14 protein-coding genes are annotated in these 19,660 nt (G+C 49.7%); 3 read left to right on the top strand and 11 right to left on the bottom strand.

What is annotated here, in order from left to right; all coding sequences use genetic code 11:
• Nucleotides 1–149: 149 nt before the first annotated feature.
• The 11 genes from AC0YNZ_RS27550 to AC0YNZ_RS27500 form a co-directional block, all read right to left on the bottom strand.
• Nucleotides 150–2,384 carry an AraC family transcriptional regulator gene (locus tag AC0YNZ_RS27550; protein ID WP_475829645.1) on the bottom strand — a complete coding sequence of 745 codons (2,235 nt, stop codon included), beginning with the start codon at nt 2,382–2,384 and terminating at the stop codon, nt 150–152.
• A 425-nt stretch (nt 2,385–2,809) separates the two neighbouring features.
• A complete protein-coding gene (gene iolB, locus AC0YNZ_RS27545; RefSeq protein WP_475829644.1) occupies nt 2,810–3,631 on the bottom strand; it encodes a 5-deoxy-glucuronate isomerase in 822 nt (273 codons plus the stop codon).
• Nucleotides 3,624–4,679 carry an inositol 2-dehydrogenase gene (gene iolG, locus AC0YNZ_RS27540; RefSeq protein WP_475829643.1) on the bottom strand — a complete coding sequence of 352 codons (1,056 nt, stop codon included), beginning with the start codon at nt 4,677–4,679 and terminating at the stop codon, nt 3,624–3,626. Before iolG ends, iolB begins: the two co-directional genes overlap by 8 nt.
• Nucleotides 4,680–4,719: 40 nt before the next feature.
• Entirely contained in the window at nt 4,720–6,165 is a 1,446-nt protein-coding gene (locus AC0YNZ_RS27535; protein ID WP_475829642.1) for a CoA-acylating methylmalonate-semialdehyde dehydrogenase, read from the bottom strand.
• 23 nt (nt 6,166–6,188) lie between these two features.
• Nucleotides 6,189–7,196: a 5-dehydro-2-deoxygluconokinase gene (iolC, locus tag AC0YNZ_RS27530; protein WP_475829641.1), complete on the bottom strand. Its 1,008-nt coding sequence runs from the start codon at nt 7,194–7,196 to the stop codon at nt 6,189–6,191.
• Between the two features lie 13 nt (nt 7,197–7,209).
• On the bottom strand, nt 7,210–8,109 hold the full coding sequence (gene iolE / locus AC0YNZ_RS27525) for a myo-inosose-2 dehydratase (protein ID WP_475829640.1): 900 nt from the start codon (nt 8,107–8,109) through the stop codon (nt 7,210–7,212).
• A 27-nt stretch (nt 8,110–8,136) separates the two neighbouring features.
• Complete coding sequence (gene iolD / locus AC0YNZ_RS27520) at nt 8,137–10,002, bottom strand: 3D-(3,5/4)-trihydroxycyclohexane-1,2-dione acylhydrolase (decyclizing) (RefSeq protein ID WP_475829639.1); 1,866 nt, start codon at nt 10,000–10,002, stop codon at nt 8,137–8,139.
• A gap of 227 nt (nt 10,003–10,229) precedes the next feature.
• Nucleotides 10,230–11,234: a LacI family DNA-binding transcriptional regulator gene (locus AC0YNZ_RS27515; RefSeq protein WP_475829638.1), complete on the bottom strand. Its 1,005-nt coding sequence runs from the start codon at nt 11,232–11,234 to the stop codon at nt 10,230–10,232.
• 97 nt (nt 11,235–11,331) lie between these two features.
• Entirely contained in the window at nt 11,332–12,210 is an 879-nt protein-coding gene (locus AC0YNZ_RS27510) for an ROK family protein (protein WP_475829637.1), read from the bottom strand.
• A gap of 39 nt (nt 12,211–12,249) precedes the next feature.
• Complete coding sequence (locus tag AC0YNZ_RS27505; protein WP_475829636.1) at nt 12,250–13,320, bottom strand: NAD(P)-dependent alcohol dehydrogenase; 1,071 nt, start codon at nt 13,318–13,320, stop codon at nt 12,250–12,252.
• A complete protein-coding gene (locus tag AC0YNZ_RS27500) occupies nt 13,310–14,773 on the bottom strand; it encodes an MFS transporter (protein WP_475829635.1) in 1,464 nt (487 codons plus the stop codon). The genes AC0YNZ_RS27505 and AC0YNZ_RS27500 overlap by 11 nt, the downstream gene beginning before the upstream one ends.
• Nucleotides 14,774–15,032: 259 nt before the next feature.
• Here AC0YNZ_RS27500 and AC0YNZ_RS27495 point away from each other — a divergent pair, with 259 nt between their 5' ends.
• The 3 genes from AC0YNZ_RS27495 (at nt 15,033) to AC0YNZ_RS27485 (ending at nt 19,458) form a co-directional block, all read left to right on the top strand.
• Nucleotides 15,033–17,558 (top strand): tetratricopeptide repeat protein, encoded by a 2,526-nt coding sequence (locus tag AC0YNZ_RS27495; protein ID WP_475829634.1) that lies wholly within the window; start codon nt 15,033–15,035, stop codon nt 17,556–17,558.
• A gap of 169 nt (nt 17,559–17,727) precedes the next feature.
• Nucleotides 17,728–18,288 (top strand): hypothetical protein, encoded by a 561-nt coding sequence (locus AC0YNZ_RS27490; RefSeq protein ID WP_475829633.1) that lies wholly within the window; start codon nt 17,728–17,730, stop codon nt 18,286–18,288.
• Nucleotides 18,289–18,435: 147 nt separating this feature from the next.
• Nucleotides 18,436–19,458 (top strand): hypothetical protein, encoded by a 1,023-nt coding sequence (locus AC0YNZ_RS27485; protein ID WP_475829632.1) that lies wholly within the window; start codon nt 18,436–18,438, stop codon nt 19,456–19,458.
• The last annotated feature ends 202 nt before the right edge of the window (nt 19,459–19,660 follow it).

The following is a 19,660-nucleotide window of genomic DNA, read 5'->3' as shown; positions in this document are numbered from 1 at the left end:
ACGCCTCCTTGTGACTATTGATTTGTTTGTTGGGGCAACTATACCCCACAGACGAATAGCCCGGCAATTTACAAGATTCCGCCGATATACAAAAATCGGATCGCGCCCTGACGGCACGATCCGACTGTATAATATACCTTTTTCCTTGATTAACCGAGCTTCTCTTTGCGGTAATCGCCCGGCGTCATCCCTACGATCCGCTTAAAAACGCGATTGAACGAGACCGGATTCAAATAGCCAACCGAGCGCCCGATTTCCTGAACGCTGTCATCCTTCTCCTGCAGCAGCTGCTTCGCCAGCTCGACCCTCCTATGAATGAGGAAATCGATAAATTTAATATCGAATTGCTCTTTGAATAAGGAGCTTACATTTTTCGATGGAATATCGAACTGCTGGCTGAGATGGATAAGCGAAAGGTCGGGATTAAAAACATTCTCATCGATGTATTGCTTCATTTTGTAGGCAATCTCGGCCGCGCCTCCTTTACCCGCTTTCTCCGCGATCACATATTCCAGCTTCTCCATGATTCCTAAAATTTCTTCCTGCACGTCCTCAAGCGTCTCGAATTGGTCGATAACGTCCTTCATTATCTCTTTGTTTGTCTCGGTAATCTCATCGTTCAGAATCGTGCCATGCACATGCTCGAATAAATAAAAGGTGAAATAATTGAGCAGATTAACAATATCGTCCCGCTTCAGCTTATTTTGCTTAAATTGTTCAAATAACGCGCCATACTTAGACCTCCATTCCGGCTCCATCAAGCGGAAAGCGTATATGAGGCTTCGTATTTGCTCCAAATGATGATACAGCTCGAACGATGCGCCTGTTTCCGTCTCCCAATATCCGATCGTCCGGTTGTTGCCTAATACAACCCTGTAGTTTACCGCTTCAATAGCAGACTTATAAGAAGCTTTCAGCATCGGGACGGAATCGGTTGGCTGCCCGATTCCGAAGGTAACCGTGAACGATAAATTAGCTCTTATCCATTGAAGCGCATTATCAGACAGCTTGAGGATGTTATCCATCAGCATGTTCTGGTTTTCTTCCTGCACGTAGATAAAGCCGCACATTTCCTTATCGTTCATCCATTCGCTCCAGCTGCGGAGTCCGTATTTCTGCACAAGCTCCACATACATATTCTGAATGATAAAGCGGAATAAAATCATGTCCTGCTCCCTATACCGCGACAGCACATCTGAATATTTATCGATAGAGATCACGATGACGGCAGCCTTCCGGAAGCCCCCCTTGAAGCCATGGTGCTCCATTTCCGTGTTCCATTCCCCGCTCGCAAGCGATCTTGAGCCGCTCATTACCTCAAGGAATATCGATTTTTTGCGGTATCCAATGTTCATATCGGACTGGGATTTGAACAGATTGAAGCGCTGCACAAGCGAATCAACCGTCGATTCAATGTAATGAAACTCATTACGCTGAGCGCTGCCCTGCTCACCCGCTGTTTGCGATATTCTGTCCAGCTTCGTGATCAGCGCGCGGAGAGGCTTATAGTTCCGGTGCGTCATATAGACGATTGCGAGCAGCCCCAAAATAGCGACGATGACCGCAAGCACGATCCACAAATTTGAAAAGGTCTGCAAAATCGTAAAGCTGCTGCCGTTCTGCAAACCGCTCTCGTACGTCCAGCCCGTGTAATCCGAAAGAATCGTTGAAATCGCCGTTCTGCTTGCGGAATCGTTGTTTTCCGCTGCAAAGATAGGCTTATCGTCCTTTCCGGCAATCGTAACATAGCTCGACGTTTGATCGATTTTTTGCGATACCAGCTCATCAAGCGCGCTTACCCACACATTAACAACGATAAGTCCGCTTTCGCCGCGGCTCGTTATATATTTACGGGCAAGCGATACAACAGGTTCTTCCCTGGAGGCATGAAATTCCTTGAATAGACGCTCGTTCGTCCAGTGGTAAGAATAGTTGTCCTGCATGAGCCCCTCGATAAAGGAGCGGTCCGCAAACTGTTCGAGCGGCGATACCGTGTTGGAGCTAAGCACATAGCCGTCACGATCCCGCACTAAATAGACGGAATGGATAATTTGGTTAAGCTGCTTCATGTTGTTAAATTCTTTCCTCATTTGATACGTAAAATAGGCTGACGGCCGGCCTTCCTGATCGAAGAAATCCAGCATATTGAAATCGGCAGAATTGCTGTTACGAGTCTGTATCGTCACCATCATATGATCAATTGACTTTAGCGGCTGCTCGACGCTTTGCAATATTTGATTGTTCACGCTCGTATAAATATGAGACGTATCCTGCTGGGCACGCTCCGTTAAAATTTGAAAAAAGATGAAAAACAAAAATGAAATCATTAGAAAGAAAACTGGCATATAAGAAAACAGCAGACGGTAATACCAAGTCTTACTCATTTTTTCATCTCCAATTCAAACGAAAATTGCTGTCCGCCATAACTGAAAGCGCTTACGCGTTATTTTGTCATACGCCTGCTTATTTTATCAATACCGTTCGGTGGATTACAATGGAAATTGCGACCTTTCTTTTGTATTTTTTGCACAATCATGGTTTGGAAATTCAACAGAATCGGTCTCAAAAGAGGAAAATGAGAAAAACGGGTGTACGGGCAGAGGCGATGGTGGAGAGGGAGGATAGTGAGGAGCTCCAGCGAATGAATAACCGTTCCGGTCATTGGCTGCCGAAAACAGACGTTCAGTACTTGCAGTACACAGGCTTTTTATCTATCGTTCGATGGATCATGGGTGGAGGCGCGAGCCCCCATCCCATTCACCGCTTTCTATCGTTATTCACGGTCTTGAGTCCTGTTACGGTTCAAGCGCTAGACTCTCTCGCTTGGTTTCGTCATGATCCAGGCATGCTCCGCGTCGTTGACGAACTTCCAGGCACGGGTTGGTCCGGCCATCACATTCAAATAATACACTTCGTAGCCAGGCGGCGCGGACACCGGATGATAACCTTTCGGCACGAGCACAGTCTCGCCGTTCTTTACGACAACGGTCTCATCGAGCGTGCGGTCGTCCGTATAGACCCGCTGCACGGCAAAACCCTGCTCCGGTTGGATTTTGTAGTAATACGTCTCCTCCAGCAGCGACTCCTCGGGCATGGCGTCCCGGTCATGCTTATGAGGCGGATAGCTCGACCAGTGGCCCTCCGGCGTATACACCTCGACGACCAGCAGACTGTCCGCAGGCTCGCTCTCCGGGAGAATGTTGTAAATCTGTCTCTCCAGATTTCCGTAGCCGCGAGTTTCCATGGCGGCTTCCGTAGGCGCGATTAGCCGGGCCTTAAAGCTCCCGCTGCCGGGAGCGCTGCAAATCGCCAGCTCGACTTCGGTTAATGCTTTCACTTCAAAGTGATCTTCGTTCGGTACGTAGACCGAATAGGGAGGCTTCTTCTCGAATACGCTCATCCGCCCGCCGACATTCGTCCACTCCGCTTGCTGCGTCGATACATCCGCAATGCCGGAGAGCAGCACCAGACAATATTCGAGATTCCCGGTATCGCGCTTAAACGTCTGTCCCGCCTCAAGCTTAGCGACCTCGAAGCCAACGTATTTCCAGCCCGCGGATTCCGGTGTGACGGACAGTACGATCCCGTCTTGATCCGGGCTCATCTCAGGCTTAACGATCAACTTAGACATGACTTCCCGTCCCTTCCGTCTGCCGCTGCAGCTCTGCCGCTTCGCTGATCTTAACCGGCTGCCCTAGCCGGCTGGAAAGCTTCGCTGCCAAAGCGATCCGCTCCGCCTTCACGCCATCATCGCCGGTGACTGGCAGCGGCAGTCCATTCGCGATGCAATCGATGAATTGCGCCGTTTCCTCTATATAAGCCCCATTGTACCGTTCAAGGAAGAAGTGAAGCGGTTTGTCCCTCAGGATCCCTTCCGCCGTACTGACCTCTGCTGTATTTGGATGGTCGTTGCTAACTGCCACGCTGCCCTTGGAGCCGAACACTTCCACCCGCTGATCATAGCCGTAAGCCGCTTGCCGGCTGTTGTCGATGACGCCTATTGCTCCGTTCTCGAAGCGCAGGGTGACAATCGCGGTATCCACATCCCCGTACTTGCTGAAGACGGGATCGATGAGTACGCCGCCTTGCGCGTACACCTCCGTTACCTCGCTCCCTGTCAGGAAACGGGCCAAGTCGAAATCATGGATCATCATATCCATAAAAATGCCGCCGGACACCCGAATGTAATCCTCATGCGGCGGATTCGGATCACGGGAGGTAATCTTCACAATGTGCGGATTACCGACCGTACCCGTCAGCACATGCTCGCGCACCCGTTTAAAGTTATGATCGAACCTGCGGTTGAAACCGATCTGCAGCTTAATGCCCGCTTCCGCAGCAGCTGCTACCGCTTCTTCCGTCCGGTTGATATCCATGCTGAGCGGCTTCTCGCAAAACACATGCTTGCCTGCCTTGGCAGCCTGCTTGATGAGCGGAACATGCGTATCGGTCGACGAACAGATGAAGACAGCGTCTATCGCCGGATCATTTATAATTTCAGAGCTGTCCTTCGTTACTTTGGCGATTCCCCGCTTGGCCGCCCACTCCTCCAGCTCCGGTCCCGCGAACAGATCGCTGACCGCAGAAATTTCCACCTGCGGCAGTCTGAGCAGATTGTCGGCGTGGATCTTGCCGATTCTGCCCGCCCCAATAATTCCGATCGTTATTTTGTTAGCCATTGCCTTATCCCTCCCGCTTTCTCCTTCGTTGAACCGAGTGTTACCACCGGGCAGTCACCATTTTTTTACGCGTATAGAACTCGACTCCATCGGTTCCGTTTGCATGAAGATCGCCGTAGAACGATTTTTTCCAGCCCGAGAACGGGAAGAAAGCCATCGGCGCGGGTACCCCGAGATTAATGCCGAGCATACCGGCATCGATCGTCTCGCGGAATTGCCGGACGCTGCTGCCGTTCTTCGTGAAGAGGCAAGCTCCGTTAGCGAATTCAGAACGGTTAGCCAGTTCGATCGCATCCTCCAATGTCGCAACTCGCACGATAGCCAGAACCGGAGCGAAAATCTCATCCTCCCAAATTTTCATGCCGCACTCGACATTATCGAAGATAGTTGGACCCACGAAGTAGCCTTTTCCATCGATTGCCGCATCTTTGCGTCCGTCGCGGACGAGCAAGGCGCCTTCGTTTTCTCCCGTCTCGATGTAATGCAGCGTTCTGTCCTTATGTGCGCCGCGTATAACCGGACCGAGGAAAATATTCTCCTCCATGCCGTTGCCGATCGTAATCCGGTTCGCCGCATCCGTCAGTTTGTTCACGAGCGTATCGCCGACTTCTCCAACCGCCACAACGACGGAGCAAGCCATACAGCGCTCTCCGGCCGAGCCGAAGGAAGCATTGATAATCTCTTTGACCGTCAAATCCAGATCAGCATCCGGCAGAACGATGGAGTGGTTTTTGGCTCCAGCCAGCGCCTGCACGCGTTTGCCGTTCGCAGATGCCGTCTTGTACACGTATTCGGCAACCGGCTGCGAGCCGACGAACGAGACCGCTTGAATATCTTTGTGCTCCAAAATGCCGTTAACAACGTCGCGGGCTCCGTGCACGATGTTCAGTACGCCAGCCGGCAAGCCCGCTTCCGCGAACAGCTCGGCAAGCCGCTCCGCCAGCAGCGGCGTGCGCTCCGACGGCTTCAATACGAAGGTGTTGCCGCATGCAATTGCAAGCGGGAACATCCAGCACGGAACCATCATCGGAAAATTAAACGGGGTAATGCCGGCGATGACGCCGATCGGATACCGGTACATGCCCGACTCTATATGGGAAGCAATGTCCGGAAGCTGCTTGCCCATCATCAAATTAGGGGCGCCTGCCGCGAACTCCACGCACTCGATGCCGCGAAGCACCTCGCCGTATGCCTCGCTATAGCTCTTGCCGTTCTCCTTCGTAATAAGCTGTGCCAGCTCCTCCCAATGCTCGACCAGCAGCTGCTGATATTTAAACAGCACGCGCGCGCGCTTCGGAACCGGCGTCCGGCTCCAGCTTTGGAAAGCTGCCTTTGCTGCCCGGGCAGCCTTGTCAACATCCTCTTGCGTAGATAAAGGAACATGCGCGAGCGTCTCTTCCGTCGCCGGATTAACAACCGGCTCCGTTACAGAGGTTGAAGCATCCACCCATTCGCCGCCGATCCAATTTTTTAATATTTTAGCCATCCTGTCGTTCCCCTTTCGGCTTATCAGACTGTGATTTCACCGCGTTCGCAGCGTTCGATATAGTCGTATACTTGCTTTGTCGTCGGCATGGCGTCGGAGCAGCTGTGACTCGAGATAACTACGCACGCTGCGGCGCTGCCGAATTCCATACTTTTCTCTAATGTCCAGCCCTGCATAATGCCGTACAGAAACCCTGCCGCATAGGAATCTCCCGCTCCGAACGTCTTAATGACCTTCGCCGGGTAGCTCTTCGCACGGTGCTCCGACCCGTCCTTCGCATAAGCGATCGAGCCTTCCTTGCCGTGCTTGATAATGGCAATCTTAGCCCCGTAATTAAACCACTTGGAAGCAGTGACCCGGTCGTCATGCTCTGCATTGCCATCAAAAATTTCCATCTGATTAAACTCTTCCCGCGTTCCAATCAGAATGTCGCACTTCTCGGCAGCCAGGTTGTAATTAACGGCTGTCTCTTCAGCCGATTTCCACGTATACGGACGGTAATCAAGATCAAATGCGATGATTGTCCCGTGCTTCTTCGCAAAGTCGAGCGCTTGGAATACCGCTTCCCTCGACGGGCTTTGCGCCAGCGCCGTGCCGGATATGAGCAGCAGCTTTGCCTGTGCGACAATCTCCTCGCTCACCTCTTCCGGCCTCAGCAGCAGATCCGCGACGTTATCGCGGTACATAAGAATGCTGCAGTCCGAAGGACTCTTAATTTCGGTAAAAGCAAGCCCCGTTACCGCGCCCGTGCCGTCGACCGCGACGCTTGACGTATCGATGCCTTCGCGCTGCAGATAGCCTTCGATAAAGCGTCCCATCTGATCGTTAGCGATTTTGCCGATAAAAGCTGTCTTCAATCCGAGGCGCGACATCCCGATAGCGATATTCGCCGGCGAGCCGCCTACATATTTGGTAAAGGTCATCGTCTCTTCCATCGGACGATTTATTTCATTGGCGTTCAAATCAATGCACAGGCGACCGATCGCAACAAAGTCGATCGGTTTATGAGCCGGAAAAGTCACATGTTTCATGTTAATGCCTCCTTCACGATGTAATGAGAGAATTTAAATAGGTTAATGATTGCTTGGCGTATTCGTAGGCGGGATGCTCAGCTGGATCCTGCTCCCCCTCGAGCATCGCCCATCCGTCGTATCCCCGTTTTAACAGCTCATCGATCACCGGCTTAAAATCGATGTTTCCGTCACCGGGAACGGTAAACACCCCATTGCGGATGCAGGTAACGAAATCAGCCCGTTCGGCACGCGACCGGTCCAGCACTTCTTGGCGGATATCCTTCAGATGAACATAGGCGATTCTATCGTAATGCTTGCGCAGGACGTTAAGCGGATCAGCCCCGCCGTAATAGGCATGCCCCGTATCGAACAGCAGATAGACAAGCGCAGGGTCCGTCAGCTCCATTAGGCGGTCAATTTCCTCAGCGCTTTCGATGACCGTTCCGCCATGATGATGATACGTCAGCTTCAGGCCGTATTCCTTCGCAATCGCGCCGGCTGCGTTCAGTCCCTCGGCCAGACTATTCCAGCCTGCTTCATCCAACCGCAGCACCTCCTTCTCATTCGGCGTGCGCCGCGCATCGAAGTGCAGCGAGCCCCCGCCCTCGCATGTGCTGATAACGGTGCTGCCCATCTCCTTCAGAAAGCGCGCATGCTCGCGGTATGCTTCGAGCTCCGCGTCCCGGTAGACGGGGTCGGAGAACAATACCGTCTTCCATTGCGAGACGAGGTTGATTCCACGCTTCGACAGCTCTTGCTTCAGCACCGCTTGACTCTCCGGATACTTGCGCCCCATCTCGGTTCCGGTCAGCCCGAGCGCCTCAATTTCATTCACGATTTGCTCGAACGTTGTGTTCTCGCCGTGCTCTTTCACGTCCTCGCCCACCCAGTTGATCGGGTGAATGCCGAGCTTGAAAGGGAATCTAATCATCGATGATTTCTCCTTCTTTTTTGGCGTTTAGATGAGTTGTACCGCGTCGATATTCCGCTTCATGTCCTTATGCGCCGCGACTACCTTCCCGCTGACTGAAACTTCAGGGACGCCTACGTTCCACCAGGATTCGTAACCTCCCGTGTTTGTACCCGGAACGACCGGAATTTCGATTAACGTCGTGCCCGTCTCGTTCCTGGCCTTTCGCAGCGCATCTCTCAGTTCTTCCGCCGTGCTTGCTTTGTAGGCAGCTGCGCCCATGCTGCGCGCGTGCGCCGAGAAATCGATCGGTATATAGCCGCCCGAGAGCCGGCCGGTCGTCTCGGAGCGGAACCGGAACTCATTGCCGAAGCCGTCGCTGCCGTGTCCCCGCTGCAGGTTATGAATGCACTGATAGCCATGATTGTCGAGCAGAAGCACCGTAATTTTGCGGCCCTCTTGAATGCTCGTAATCAATTCCGAATGAAGCATCAAATAGCTGCCGTCGCCTAGAATGGCATAGACGTTCTTATCCGGCTCCGCAAGCGCCGCTCCGAACGCTCCGCTAACCTCATAGCCCATGCACGAAAACCCGTATTCCATATGGTAGGTTTTCGGCTCTACAGACCGCCAGACCCGGTGCAGGTCGCCCGGCAGGCTTCCCGCAGCACAAAGGATGATGTCGGATTCACCAAGCGTTTCATTGATAACGCCGAGCGCTCTCGTCTGCGCCAGCCCGTCTTTATGCTCGGCTGCGTACAAACGGTCAACTTCCGCATCCCATTGCTCCTTTAATCCGGCGATTTCAGCAGGCTCATAACCAGCGCGATAATTAGCGGCATTAAGCGATTGTTGAAGCGCCTGTAAGCCGGCTTTCGCGTCGCAAGTGACGGCAAAGGCGTCCAGCTTCGCCGAATCAAAGGTGCTGACGTTTAAGTTAACGAACTGGACCTCCTCGTTGCGGAAAGCGGATTTGGAAGAGGTCGTAAAATCGGAATACCGGGTCCCGACACCAATAATCAGATCGGCATCAGCGGCGAGTCGGTTGGCAGCGAGCGTGCCCGTGACGCCGATTGCGCCTGCGTTTAACGGATGATTCCAAGGAAGCGAGCTTTTTCCCGCCTGCGTCTCAGCGACTGGAATACCGAATGCTTCGGCGAATGCAGCCAGCTCCTTCATCGCGCTGGAGTAGAGCACGCCGCCTCCCGCAACAATAAGCGGTCTGCGTTTCTTCTTGATTAATTCGACCGCCCGCTGCAGCGATTCCGGAGCCGGTTGACGGCGGTCGATGAAATGCACCTTTTTCTCAAAAAAGGAAACGGGATAATCAAATGCTTCCGCCTGAACATCCTGCGGCAGCGCAAGCGTGACCGCGCCGGTCTCCGCCGGATCGGTCAATACCCGCATCGCCTGAATGGCCGCCTGCATCAGCTGTTCCGGTCGTACAATCCGGTCCCAGTATTTACTCACAGGCTTGAACGCATCGACAGCCGATATCGTATAATCGGAGACGACTTCGAGCTGCTGCAGCACGGGATCCGGCTGCCTCGTAGCAAAATTATCTCCGGGAAGCAGCAAAACCGGAATCCGGTTGACTGTGGCGGTAGCCGCAGCCGTTATCATATTTAAAGCGCCTGGCCCGATGGAGGACGTGCAAGCATAGATTTGAAGGCGGTTTTTCTGCTTGGCGAAAGCGGTTGCAGCATGGACCATCCCTTGCTCGTTCTTACCTTGAATGAACGTCAGGCTTCCCGGGCTTCTCTCCAGCGCCTCGCCGATCCCCGTTACGTTGCCGTGGCCGAAAATGCCCATCAAGCCCTGCACGAATTTGGTTTCCACGCCATCAACGGATACATATTGATTGTCCAGAAACCGCAGCAGCGCCTGTGCCATCGTTAGCCGTATCTTATCCATTTGTTGCCCTCCCATTAGTTAGTATAGCGCTTAACCTAGCAAGGTAAAGCGCTTAATTAACATCAATATACACCATAAACAAATAACCGGCAATCTTTTTATTTCACACTTCGGTTCTACTTGAAAGCGCATCCCAAAAAATCTCATCCAAATACAAAAAAAGAGCCGGTCAGAGAACTTATCGTCTCTGTCCAACCCTTTTTTTCTGCACATCTGCGCATAATCGTCTAACCGTTTCTAGCAGTAGACTGACGAATGACGAGCTCCGGCCGCAGCACGACCCGTTCGTCATCCGTTTGCTCCCCTTCAAGCCTTCGGACCAATGAATCAACTGCCAGCTTGCCCATCATTTCCGTCGGCTGTGCGACCGTAGTGAGCGGCGGATCGGTCACCTCGGCCAAAATCGTATTGTCGAAGCCGATGACCGATACGTCCTGGGGCACCCGCAGGCCCCGTTCTTTCACGGCCTGCAGCGCGCCGATAGCGAGCAGATCATTGCAGCAAAATAAAGCCGACGGGGAATGAGGCTGGCGTAGCAGCTCTCCCGCTTGAAGCTTTCCGTCCCGGACCAGATCATTGCCGCACGCACGAATCATGTTTTCTTCAAGGGCCAGTCCGGCTTGCGACCACACATCGCGGAATCCGCGGACTCGTTCCCGGCTGCTGCTGACCTCATCATTTTCCGTCAACAGACCGACCCGGGTATGATCCCTCTCCAGCAAATGACTCGCCGCCATGCCGCCTCCGATATAATCGTCGATGATGACGGTGTTCGTTCCGAGATTCGCCTCCCTGGCAATCGCCACGATAGGCACCGACCTCTTCATCAAATGCGCCAAAGCGCTTTTGTCCGCCATCCCTGTCCCGATGATCATGCCATCTACCCGCTTCTGCTGCATCAAAGCCAGATAACGCTCCGCGCGCTCCTTCTTGTTGTCCGTGCTGCATATGAACAGGCTGTAGCCGAGATGATGGCTTTGGTCCTCCACGGCGCGCGCAATTTCTGCAAAAAACGGATTTGAGATATCAGGTACGAGCAGGCCGATCGTGTACGTCTTCTTGCCTGTTAGCGCAGAGGCGATCACGCTGGGCTGATAGTTCAGCCTTGCCATGACCTCCATAATTTCATTCCTGCGCTCCTCGCTGATTTTCCCCTTGCCGTTGATAACCTGGGAAACCGCGGCGATCGAAACGCCAGCCTCCCGGGCTACATCGTAAATCGTTACTTTCATCGGAATTCCTCTTTTAACGGTTGTATAGGTTTCCTTCATTATGAAGACCGTTTGAGAAATAAGCAAGAAAGACCCATTCGGGAATACAGAAATTTTCTTAGCCTTGTAAAGCTCTGTCAGCCAAGGCTAACGCGCCGGTAAGCCCGGCATTATCACCAAGTGACGGCTGTACAATGTAGTTGGCATTACCTTTGGTTAAAGCTGGATGTTGAATATATCCATTCAATAATGAGTCCAGCTGCCGCTGGATAAGCGGAAATAGCTGTGTCTGCTTCATCACGCCGCCGCCGATAATAATCTTCTCCGGTGAAAGAATGAGAATGAAATTGAGCAGCGCTTGGGCCAGATAGAAGGCTTCGAGCTCCCAAGCGAAATGAGCTGCTTTCAGGTCGAAGGCTTTCATTTTCCACCGGTTTTCGATCGCCGGCCCCGAGGCCAGCCCTTCCAGACAGTCTTTGTGAAACGGACAGCCGCCCTCGTAAGTATCGTCTGGATGACGGCGGACAATAATATGTCCCATTTCCGGATGGGTTAGGCCATGTACAAGCTGCCCTTCAATGAATGCACCTGCACCGATGCCGGTTCCGACAGTCATGTACAGGCAGCTGTTCAGACCTTTTGCCGCTCCCCATATCGCTTCCCCTAAAGCCGCGGCATTGACGTCTGTATCAAATCCGACCGGTACCTCAAAGTGCCGCTTCAAATAATTAACGACATTAAAGCCGCTCCAATAGGGTTTAGGTGTATTCGTTATACAACCATAGCTTTCGCTTTTCAGGTTTACATCAATTGGACCAAAGGTTCCGATCCCAATTGCATGAATTTCTTTACTTTCGAAAAATGCTATCGCTCTTCCCATTGTCTCTTCCGGCGTCGTTGTCGGAAAGGAGGTACGCTCAAGGATTTGACCGTCCGGCGTTCCTATTCCGCATACAAATTTTGTGCCTCCGCCTTCAATTGCACCTAATAAACTCATTATGTTTTCCTCTCTACCCTTCTTCGATAATCGAGCAGATTAAAGCAAGCCGTTAGGATAAACGATGATTTTCAAGCATTCGCTCTTCTGGTTAAGCGCACGCTCCATCGCTTCCTGCGTTTGTTCAAGCGCAAATTTGTCGGTGATCAGCTTGTTTGCGTCTACTATGCCGGAAGACAGGAAGTTGATGCCTTTCGGATACGTATTGGCGTAACGGAAAATCCCGTAAATATCGACTTCGTTATCTGCAATAAAAGGCACATTCAACGGAATTTCGTCTTGGGCTGGCAGCCCTACGACCGCGAGCTTGCCGCCGCGACGCAGTGATCCAAGCGCAGCTTGCAGCGCCTTCGGATTGCCGGCTGTTTCCCATGCGACATCCACGCCTTTGCCGCTTGTAATCCTTTTAATTTCCTCCAGCGGGTCCTGTTCACGGATGTTAATAATGTGAGTGGCGCCCATCTGCTTGGCCGCCTCAAGCCGCAGCGGCTCGAGATCCGTCACGATAATAGCCGCCGCCCCGTAAGCTTTAGCCGCTGCTACAGCCATCAATCCGACAGGCCCCATCCCCATTATGGCAACGGTGGATCCAGGCTGCAGACCGGTACGGTTAGCCGCATGTATCCCAACCGAGAAAGGCTCAACTAATACAGCTGCTTCATAGGAAAGCTCATCAGGAATGGCGAATACGAAGTCTTCACGGATTTTAATGTACTGCACAAAAGCGCCGTCAAACGGAGGCGTCGCCAAAAACTCAACATCCGGACAAAGATTATACCGGCCTTCCTTGCACGCGTCGCAGCGTCCGCAGGTTACGCCCGGTTCCACCGCTACGCGGTCGCCTACTTGAAAACGCTGCACATTCGAACCGATCGCCGCAATGTCCCCGGCGCATTCATGACCTAGAATAAACGGTTTGTCGACCACGTACTTGCCGATTCGTCCATGGGAATAATAATGCAAATCGGATCCGCAAATCCCGACTGCCATCACTTTTATCAAAACCTCGTCCGGACCGATTTGCGGAACGGGGTATTGTTCAATTGTTATTTCCCGCGTATTGTGCATGACTGCTGCTTTCATCGTTTGTGGCAGTTGATTAATCGACATCTTGATCAAGTCCCCTCTTCACTAATTTAATGTTATTAATTCTCTTGCTTCTTTGCAGATGTTGTTGCCCTTTTAATTCCATAACAATAGTCGAAAACCTTTTTGAATCAAGATTGTAAAACAAGGAAGCTATTATTCCCATTGCACAAAGCCCGGCCGGCAATAAGCAAAGCAGCAGCGCTATGCCGTTCAAAGCGGATGATGATTGTATGGCATCCGGAACATAACCGGATACTTGCAATATATAACCCGACAAGGCGCCCGATATGGCAATTGACAACTTTTGTCCAAAGCTGAATATGCCATAAATGAGACCTTCTGTCCGGTACCCGTTTTTCCACTCCGAATATTCTACAGTGTCCGGCAGCGCGCCCCATATTACCGCTGCGGGAATTCCGCCGATCAGGCCGCCGACGACCGTCCAAAGGAGGATCATTGGGACGTTGGAGTAATCCGTGAGATATAAAGCGATTCCGCTTATTACGGTTCCTGCCAATCCAATAATAATGGCATATTTTTTCTCAAACCATTTTGAAAATTTCGGAGCTATTAATGTACCTAACAAATTACTCCCGAATATGAGCAGCATATAAATTGATAAGAACTCGGTTTTGTTCATGTTGTAATTAACATAATAAATCGATACGGAAGCCTTGATCCCATAGGCCGCTTGAAAAACCAAATAGATAAAAGTAATCAGCATCAAAGGTTTGTTCGTGAATATGATCTTCAGGGACTGTCTTAAAGGAAGCTTGACCGCTTCTTGCGCAGCGACGCGTTCTTTCGTTCCGGCAAAGCAGATCATATAAAAAACGAGAGCGAATATGGAATAAATGATCATCGTATTTCGGTATCCTACTGACATATCATTAGGCCAAAATTGCTGAATGATAAGGGGTGTCATGACGGATACGATAATGCCGCCGATCATTGAACCCACGATTCGATAGGAAGACAAGTTAACGCGCTCCAACGGATTTTGCGTCATGGCAGATGTCAACGCGCCGTAAGGCGTTCCGATAAAGGACATCATGACCATTATGGCGATATAAGTAAAGTAGGCATAAATAACTTTACCCGTCATACCGAAATCCGGTGAAGAGAAACACAAGACACCAACGACAGCCATCGGAAGGGCGCCGAACAAAATAAACGGACGAAGCTTGCCCCAACGGGTTTGTGTACGATCGATAATGACACCCATACTTAGATCTACGAAGCCATCCAAAATACGAACAATTAAAAACATTGTGCCGACAATAGCAGCTGGAATTTTGACGACATCCGTATAGAAAAAGAGCATGTAGGTCATAACGGTTGACCAATAAAAGTTTATCGCCAGATCACCGCTGCCATAAGCGGCTTTTTCCCAAACACTTAGCTTTTCGTTAGCGCTCTCCTCGCTCTGGTGATGTGAAGCACCCGCCTTTTCGGCTAAATTGTGGTTCAACATTGCTTGGTTCATTCCTTTTCATAAAAATTTACTATGGTTATTCGCCGGATCACTTTACCTCCTAAATGGATAATGTAAGGGGATTCATTTTGATTCTATCGGTTTTTCTTACTCAAATTATAAGCAGTGACCACTTTTGATATCTATCTATTTGAACTGTATAATCATACAGCGGTACTGTACAACTACAGGTTATATACAGAGAAGCGATTGCTGCACTAAAATAGAGTGATATGCCTAAGCAGGAGGTGCGACAATAGTGGCAGAGCTTGAGGATAAAGAAAGATTCGCAGAACGATTGGCGCTCGGTATTACCGCATTGAAGCAGCATCCCGACTATAAAACAAAAAGAAAAAAACGGGAAACGCTCCCCTCAGGACAATTCTCTTCAGAATCATATATCGATAAAATCGCCAATCAGCTTGGCATTTCCTCCAACACCGTTAAGAGCTGGATGGGTCAGATGGGCGTGAAATATATACCGAGCCGGATCGAGGACGGCAAGCTGTTCGGCATCGTTTGGCTCATTGTCGAGAAAAGCGAAATGGATACCGGCTGGTTCACCGGGCTGCTTCGGACGACTTCGATTCCGGTTATTGATCCCCCTCTGCCGGTATGGGTCGCGTCCTGCCTATCGAAAGCGAAACTACTCAGAAATGATGAATTCGGAGCACCATCGGATCAGGAGATTGATTCGGTTATAGCCAGACTGTTCGGTGGAATATCCCCTCCCCGGAAGCCTGCTGTATTGCACAACTTACCTACGCGTTGGTCAGATTCCTTCGTTGGCCGCAAGCATGAATTAGCAGATATTATGCAGTGGCTGACTTTACCGTCACCCGTATGTTTAATCTCAGGCTGGGGCGGTATGGGCAAAACGACGATTGCGCTTGAATCGGCCTACGCGTGTGCGGGCGAGCCGCGTGGCGAAGCGGCTTCGGAGGACATGGAGTGGCCGCCCGTTGCTTGCGTGATTTGGATAAGCGCAGACTTAAAAAGGTTAAGTTTTGGCGATTTCCTCGATACCATCGCTTACCAACTCGGGCGGGCAGAGCTTCTGGACAAATCGCTCAACGAGAAATGGTTTGTCGTTCGAAACGCTCTATCCTCGTACTCGGACAAGCTGCCTGTACTTCTGGTCATCGACAGCATTGATACAGCAGAATATGAAATAAGTGAATTCATCGCCAATCTCCCGCAAGGCGTCAAAGCTTTATTGACAGCCAGGGAAAATCAGCAGCAAATCGAGGCGCTCGCAGGGAAAGAGATCTTTACGATCCAATTAGGCGGTCTGCTGCATACGGAGGCTTTGGAATATATGGCTTCGGAGGTGCAGCATCATATCCGGTTAAGTAAATGGCCTGGGCGGAAGGATCAGCTGGAACGGCTGTTGACCGATTCTGCTGAAGTCCGGCTGCAGCTCATTGACGCGACCGCCGGGAATCCGAAAGCAATCGCGCTTAGCACCGCTCATATGGCGGAAGATGATATCCCAGTCGGACAGCTTATAGCGGACCTGGGTAATGCCGGCCATTCGTTAACGGCATTATTTGAATATTTGTTCGGACGCACTTGGGACCGCTGCAGCGAGGATGCCCAACGTTTGTGGCAGGTGCTCTGCTTCTTCGGCAGGCCGGCCTCGGAGGAGAGCTGGGGATCAGCGGCAGGTTTCGATGGACGGCGGTTTTTTTTGGCTGTGGAACAATTGCGGGGCCGTGCCCTGATCGAGACGGAAAGAGCAGACGGGCATTTGCATTATCGGGCTCATCGGACCGTACTCGCTTGGGGAGAGCAATATTTGTCCGAGAACAAAGCGTTTGAATCGGAAGCCAGACAGCGGTGGAGCCAATACTACATTAATTATTTAGACACTTATCTAAAACGGGATAAGCCGGAGGCGCCTTATTGGAATTGCCTTCTGGGACGCGATCTTGAAAGCGTTAAACGGGAATGGCCGAATATAGCCAAGCTTATGGAGTGGGTAAGCGACGGCGGGCAGCCTGAGCTTCTGATTCAAATCATGCTGCGGCTAAGCCATTTTCTAAGCCGGGTAAATCTCCCGATGCGGATTGCGTACGGGCTCAAAGCCGCAAGCGCTGCCTCATCCTTAAATAACGGCAAGCTCAGCGCATTGTTTTTAATCGATACGGTTGGCTGGGCTTTAATCGAAATCGGATTACCGGATGAAGGAATGCGCCGAATCGAGGCCGGCAAGCAGATACTGGAGAGCCTTGATCCCTCCGATCCGGAGGTTCAAGATTTAAAAATGCTGGCACTCACCTTCAAAGCGAAAATTCACTTAAAAACAGGCCAACTGGAGAAGGCTGCGGAAATTATCGAGGGAACGCGCGATGCAAATTGCTCACCCTTGATCAAACACCGCATATGGCTGATACAGGGCGATCTTTATTTGTTAAACGGTAAGTTTAGCGATGCCATCCTTTGTTATGAACAGGCAAACGAGATCAGTAGATCATACGGCGGTGAAAAGACGATAGAAGCCTACTTCCATTTGGGGGTAGCTTACGTTCAACGCGGTGAGTACGAAAAGGCGGAAGCCGCATTTGATCAATTATTTTACAGCAAACCGCAGGCCAATCAGATTGAGCTTATTTATTATCAATATGGAATGGCACAATTGCTGCATCGCAAAGGCAATCATGCCGAAGCCCTGCGGCTCACACAACAAGCGCTTGCCATCATCGACTCCTGGGAGCGAACGATCTGGCTCCGTGAGGAAGTGGAACGGTTTCATGGAAAGTTAAAGGATACACATGTACACTAAAGCAGCGGGAGGATACCAGGGGAATTTAACTCCCTCGGATCCTCCCCTCTTTGTATCTTTAGTAAAATGGAAATCTTTCCACTAAACAATGAAGCAGTTCTTTGGGATGATAAAGGAATGAAATTATAAAAAGACGTTGTACGAAACTCCCATGAAAGGATAATAATTAATGAATCAATATATATTGAGTAATATTGCGATACAAATTGCGATTCACTCATTTCTAAAAGGAAAAAAACAATCAGATAAACATATGAAGCAGACCCTTGCATATTTATATAAGAAAATGGATATAGTTGGCAGTTATAATAGAGAGTTGCGAAACCCTTTAAATCTTGACGAAACCGTATTTATTTTTAGAGATAGAGAAATTCCGTTAACTGGACATGAAATGATTACAGGAGATTATTTGATTTTTGATTATTGTGGTCACAATGAAGATATGTTCATTAAACAATTTAATTCTATTAATGAGTTAGAAGAAGAGATTATTGGAGGCGGAGGGATAACCAATACATTTACAACATATCAAATTGCCATTGTTTTGGGGAAAGTTCGGCACTACAATATCACATTTACTAATGGTATCGACGGTCAGGAATATGACTTTGTAAAAGATGTTCACGATGCATTGCCAGGATGGAATTATGAAGAAGAAGAAGAAGAAGAAGAAAGAGATGAACCTCGGCTATTTGAAATTACAAATGCAAAGATACATTGGCTTGATTAATCAAGGTGTCGCGACTCGGCATTAATCATTAAGCTAACGGTAACGATACCGTAATAAACATCAGGAAAAGACAGCTGGTTTATCGCTGTTTTCCCTTTAATTTCGTAATGCTATAATAAATTACAATAAAATCAGGAGGAATCCGCTTTGGGTGTCAATTGGAACACACAGATTCGAATCAATGATCCGTCGACACTCGACCGTGATCAGATCGAGAAAGAATTGCGCCAAGGAAAACATGTCATCGTACAGTTTTCTCATCCATCATTCTACGGATCAACGCTCCCCGAATTAGATGAATTATGTGCCCGTTGGGACGAGAACTTGGGAGTACGCTTTTATGGGCATTACTCTTTATCTTTTGATTGCAAAACTATTCTACAGATTCCGAACGTCAAAACTTTGTATGTTGATTGTCTAGTCCATGCGCACAATACCGAAGCCCTGACCCAGCTTGAGAATTTGTATTATTTGAATTTGAACGTATTCGAGTTGGAAGATTCAGAGATCCTGAGAGCCGAACCTCTCCAAAACCTTTGCATGCTTGCGATTTTCTCTGAGAAAAAGACCGTGAATTTGGCACATCTAAAAGGCTATGCCCGTTTACATACTTTGATCGCAGGTGGTAAGGTCAAGAACCTGGATGCTATCGGACATTTAGCCAAACTCGAGTTTCTCTCCTTAAATTCGATTAGCAAAACGCCCGTGCATTTTATTAACAAGCTGGGGAAGTTGAAAACCCTTAAGTTCATTCTAGGGGGAAGAGAAAGCGTTGAGGAGATTGAAGAAAATGAAATCGAGACGTTAGAGATCGTAAGAGTTAGAGGATTTAGCAACATGCAAAACATAACGAAATTCCAGAAGCTTCGGAAACTTCTCATTGAAGATCAAATCCAGCTGAATCAGATCAACTTTAATGAGCCTTTAAAGGAATTAGAGGAAATCTCGGTCTTAAATTGCAAAGGTTTAATTTCCTTGACTGGTCTGGATCAACTGCCTTCGTTACAGCTGTTGCGAATCTACAAAACCTCGATTGATTTTGATTCCTTTATCATACAGAAGATACCAAACTCTTTGTCAACCTTATATTTTGCAACATCGAAAAGTAAAGTAGATCTCGAGATTCAAAAGTCGTTGTTTGAGTTGGGGCTTCAAAAAGATTCGAAATGAGTTTAATGTAGGTTATACCTGACAATAAAAACAGTATTCATTGAGCTATCGGGTACGATAGCTCAATAATACTAAGAGACGGCAGCCGATTAATGATATGCTCCCCATACGGTAGACAGGTGAAATAATAAAAAGCCTGCTACTGTGAGGGGAGCTTTTTCATGTCTAGAGGAAAATATACTGCTTTGGAGAAACTCGCCAT

The organism is Paenibacillus sp. J2L1-98 (genome assembly GCF_056269405.1).
This window is presented reverse-complemented; position numbering and strand designations above follow the sequence as displayed.

What these genes read in the sequence shown, in the direction of transcription:
- iolD (WP_475829639.1), bottom strand. Translation starts at nt 10,002, where the DNA reads ATGGATAAGATACGGCTAACGATGGCACAGGCGCTGCTGCGGTTTCTG.
- iolE (WP_475829640.1), bottom strand. Translation starts at nt 8,109, where the DNA reads ATGATTAGATTCCCTTTCAAGCTCGGCATTCACCCGATCAACTGGGTG.
- iolC (WP_475829641.1), bottom strand. Translation starts at nt 7,196, where the DNA reads ATGAAACATGTGACTTTTCCGGCTCATAAACCGATCGACTTTGTTGCG.
- AC0YNZ_RS27490 (WP_475829633.1), top strand. Translation starts at nt 17,728, where the DNA reads ATGAATCAATATATATTGAGTAATATTGCGATACAAATTGCGATTCAC.
- AC0YNZ_RS27515 (WP_475829638.1), bottom strand. Translation starts at nt 11,234, where the DNA reads ATGAAAGTAACGATTTACGATGTAGCCCGGGAGGCTGGCGTTTCGATC.
- iolG (WP_475829643.1), bottom strand. Translation starts at nt 4,679, where the DNA reads ATGGCTAACAAAATAACGATCGGAATTATTGGGGCGGGCAGAATCGGC.
- AC0YNZ_RS27500 (WP_475829635.1), bottom strand. Translation starts at nt 14,773, where the DNA reads ATGTTGAACCACAATTTAGCCGAAAAGGCGGGTGCTTCACATCACCAG.
- AC0YNZ_RS27535 (WP_475829642.1), bottom strand. Translation starts at nt 6,165, where the DNA reads ATGGCTAAAATATTAAAAAATTGGATCGGCGGCGAATGGGTGGATGCT.
- AC0YNZ_RS27505 (WP_475829636.1), bottom strand. Translation starts at nt 13,320, where the DNA reads ATGTCGATTAATCAACTGCCACAAACGATGAAAGCAGCAGTCATGCAC.
- iolB (WP_475829644.1), bottom strand. Translation starts at nt 3,631, where the DNA reads ATGTCTAAGTTGATCGTTAAGCCTGAGATGAGCCCGGATCAAGACGGG.
- AC0YNZ_RS27550 (WP_475829645.1), bottom strand. Translation starts at nt 2,384, where the DNA reads ATGAGTAAGACTTGGTATTACCGTCTGCTGTTTTCTTATATGCCAGTT.
- AC0YNZ_RS27510 (WP_475829637.1), bottom strand. Translation starts at nt 12,210, where the DNA reads ATGAGTTTATTAGGTGCAATTGAAGGCGGAGGCACAAAATTTGTATGC.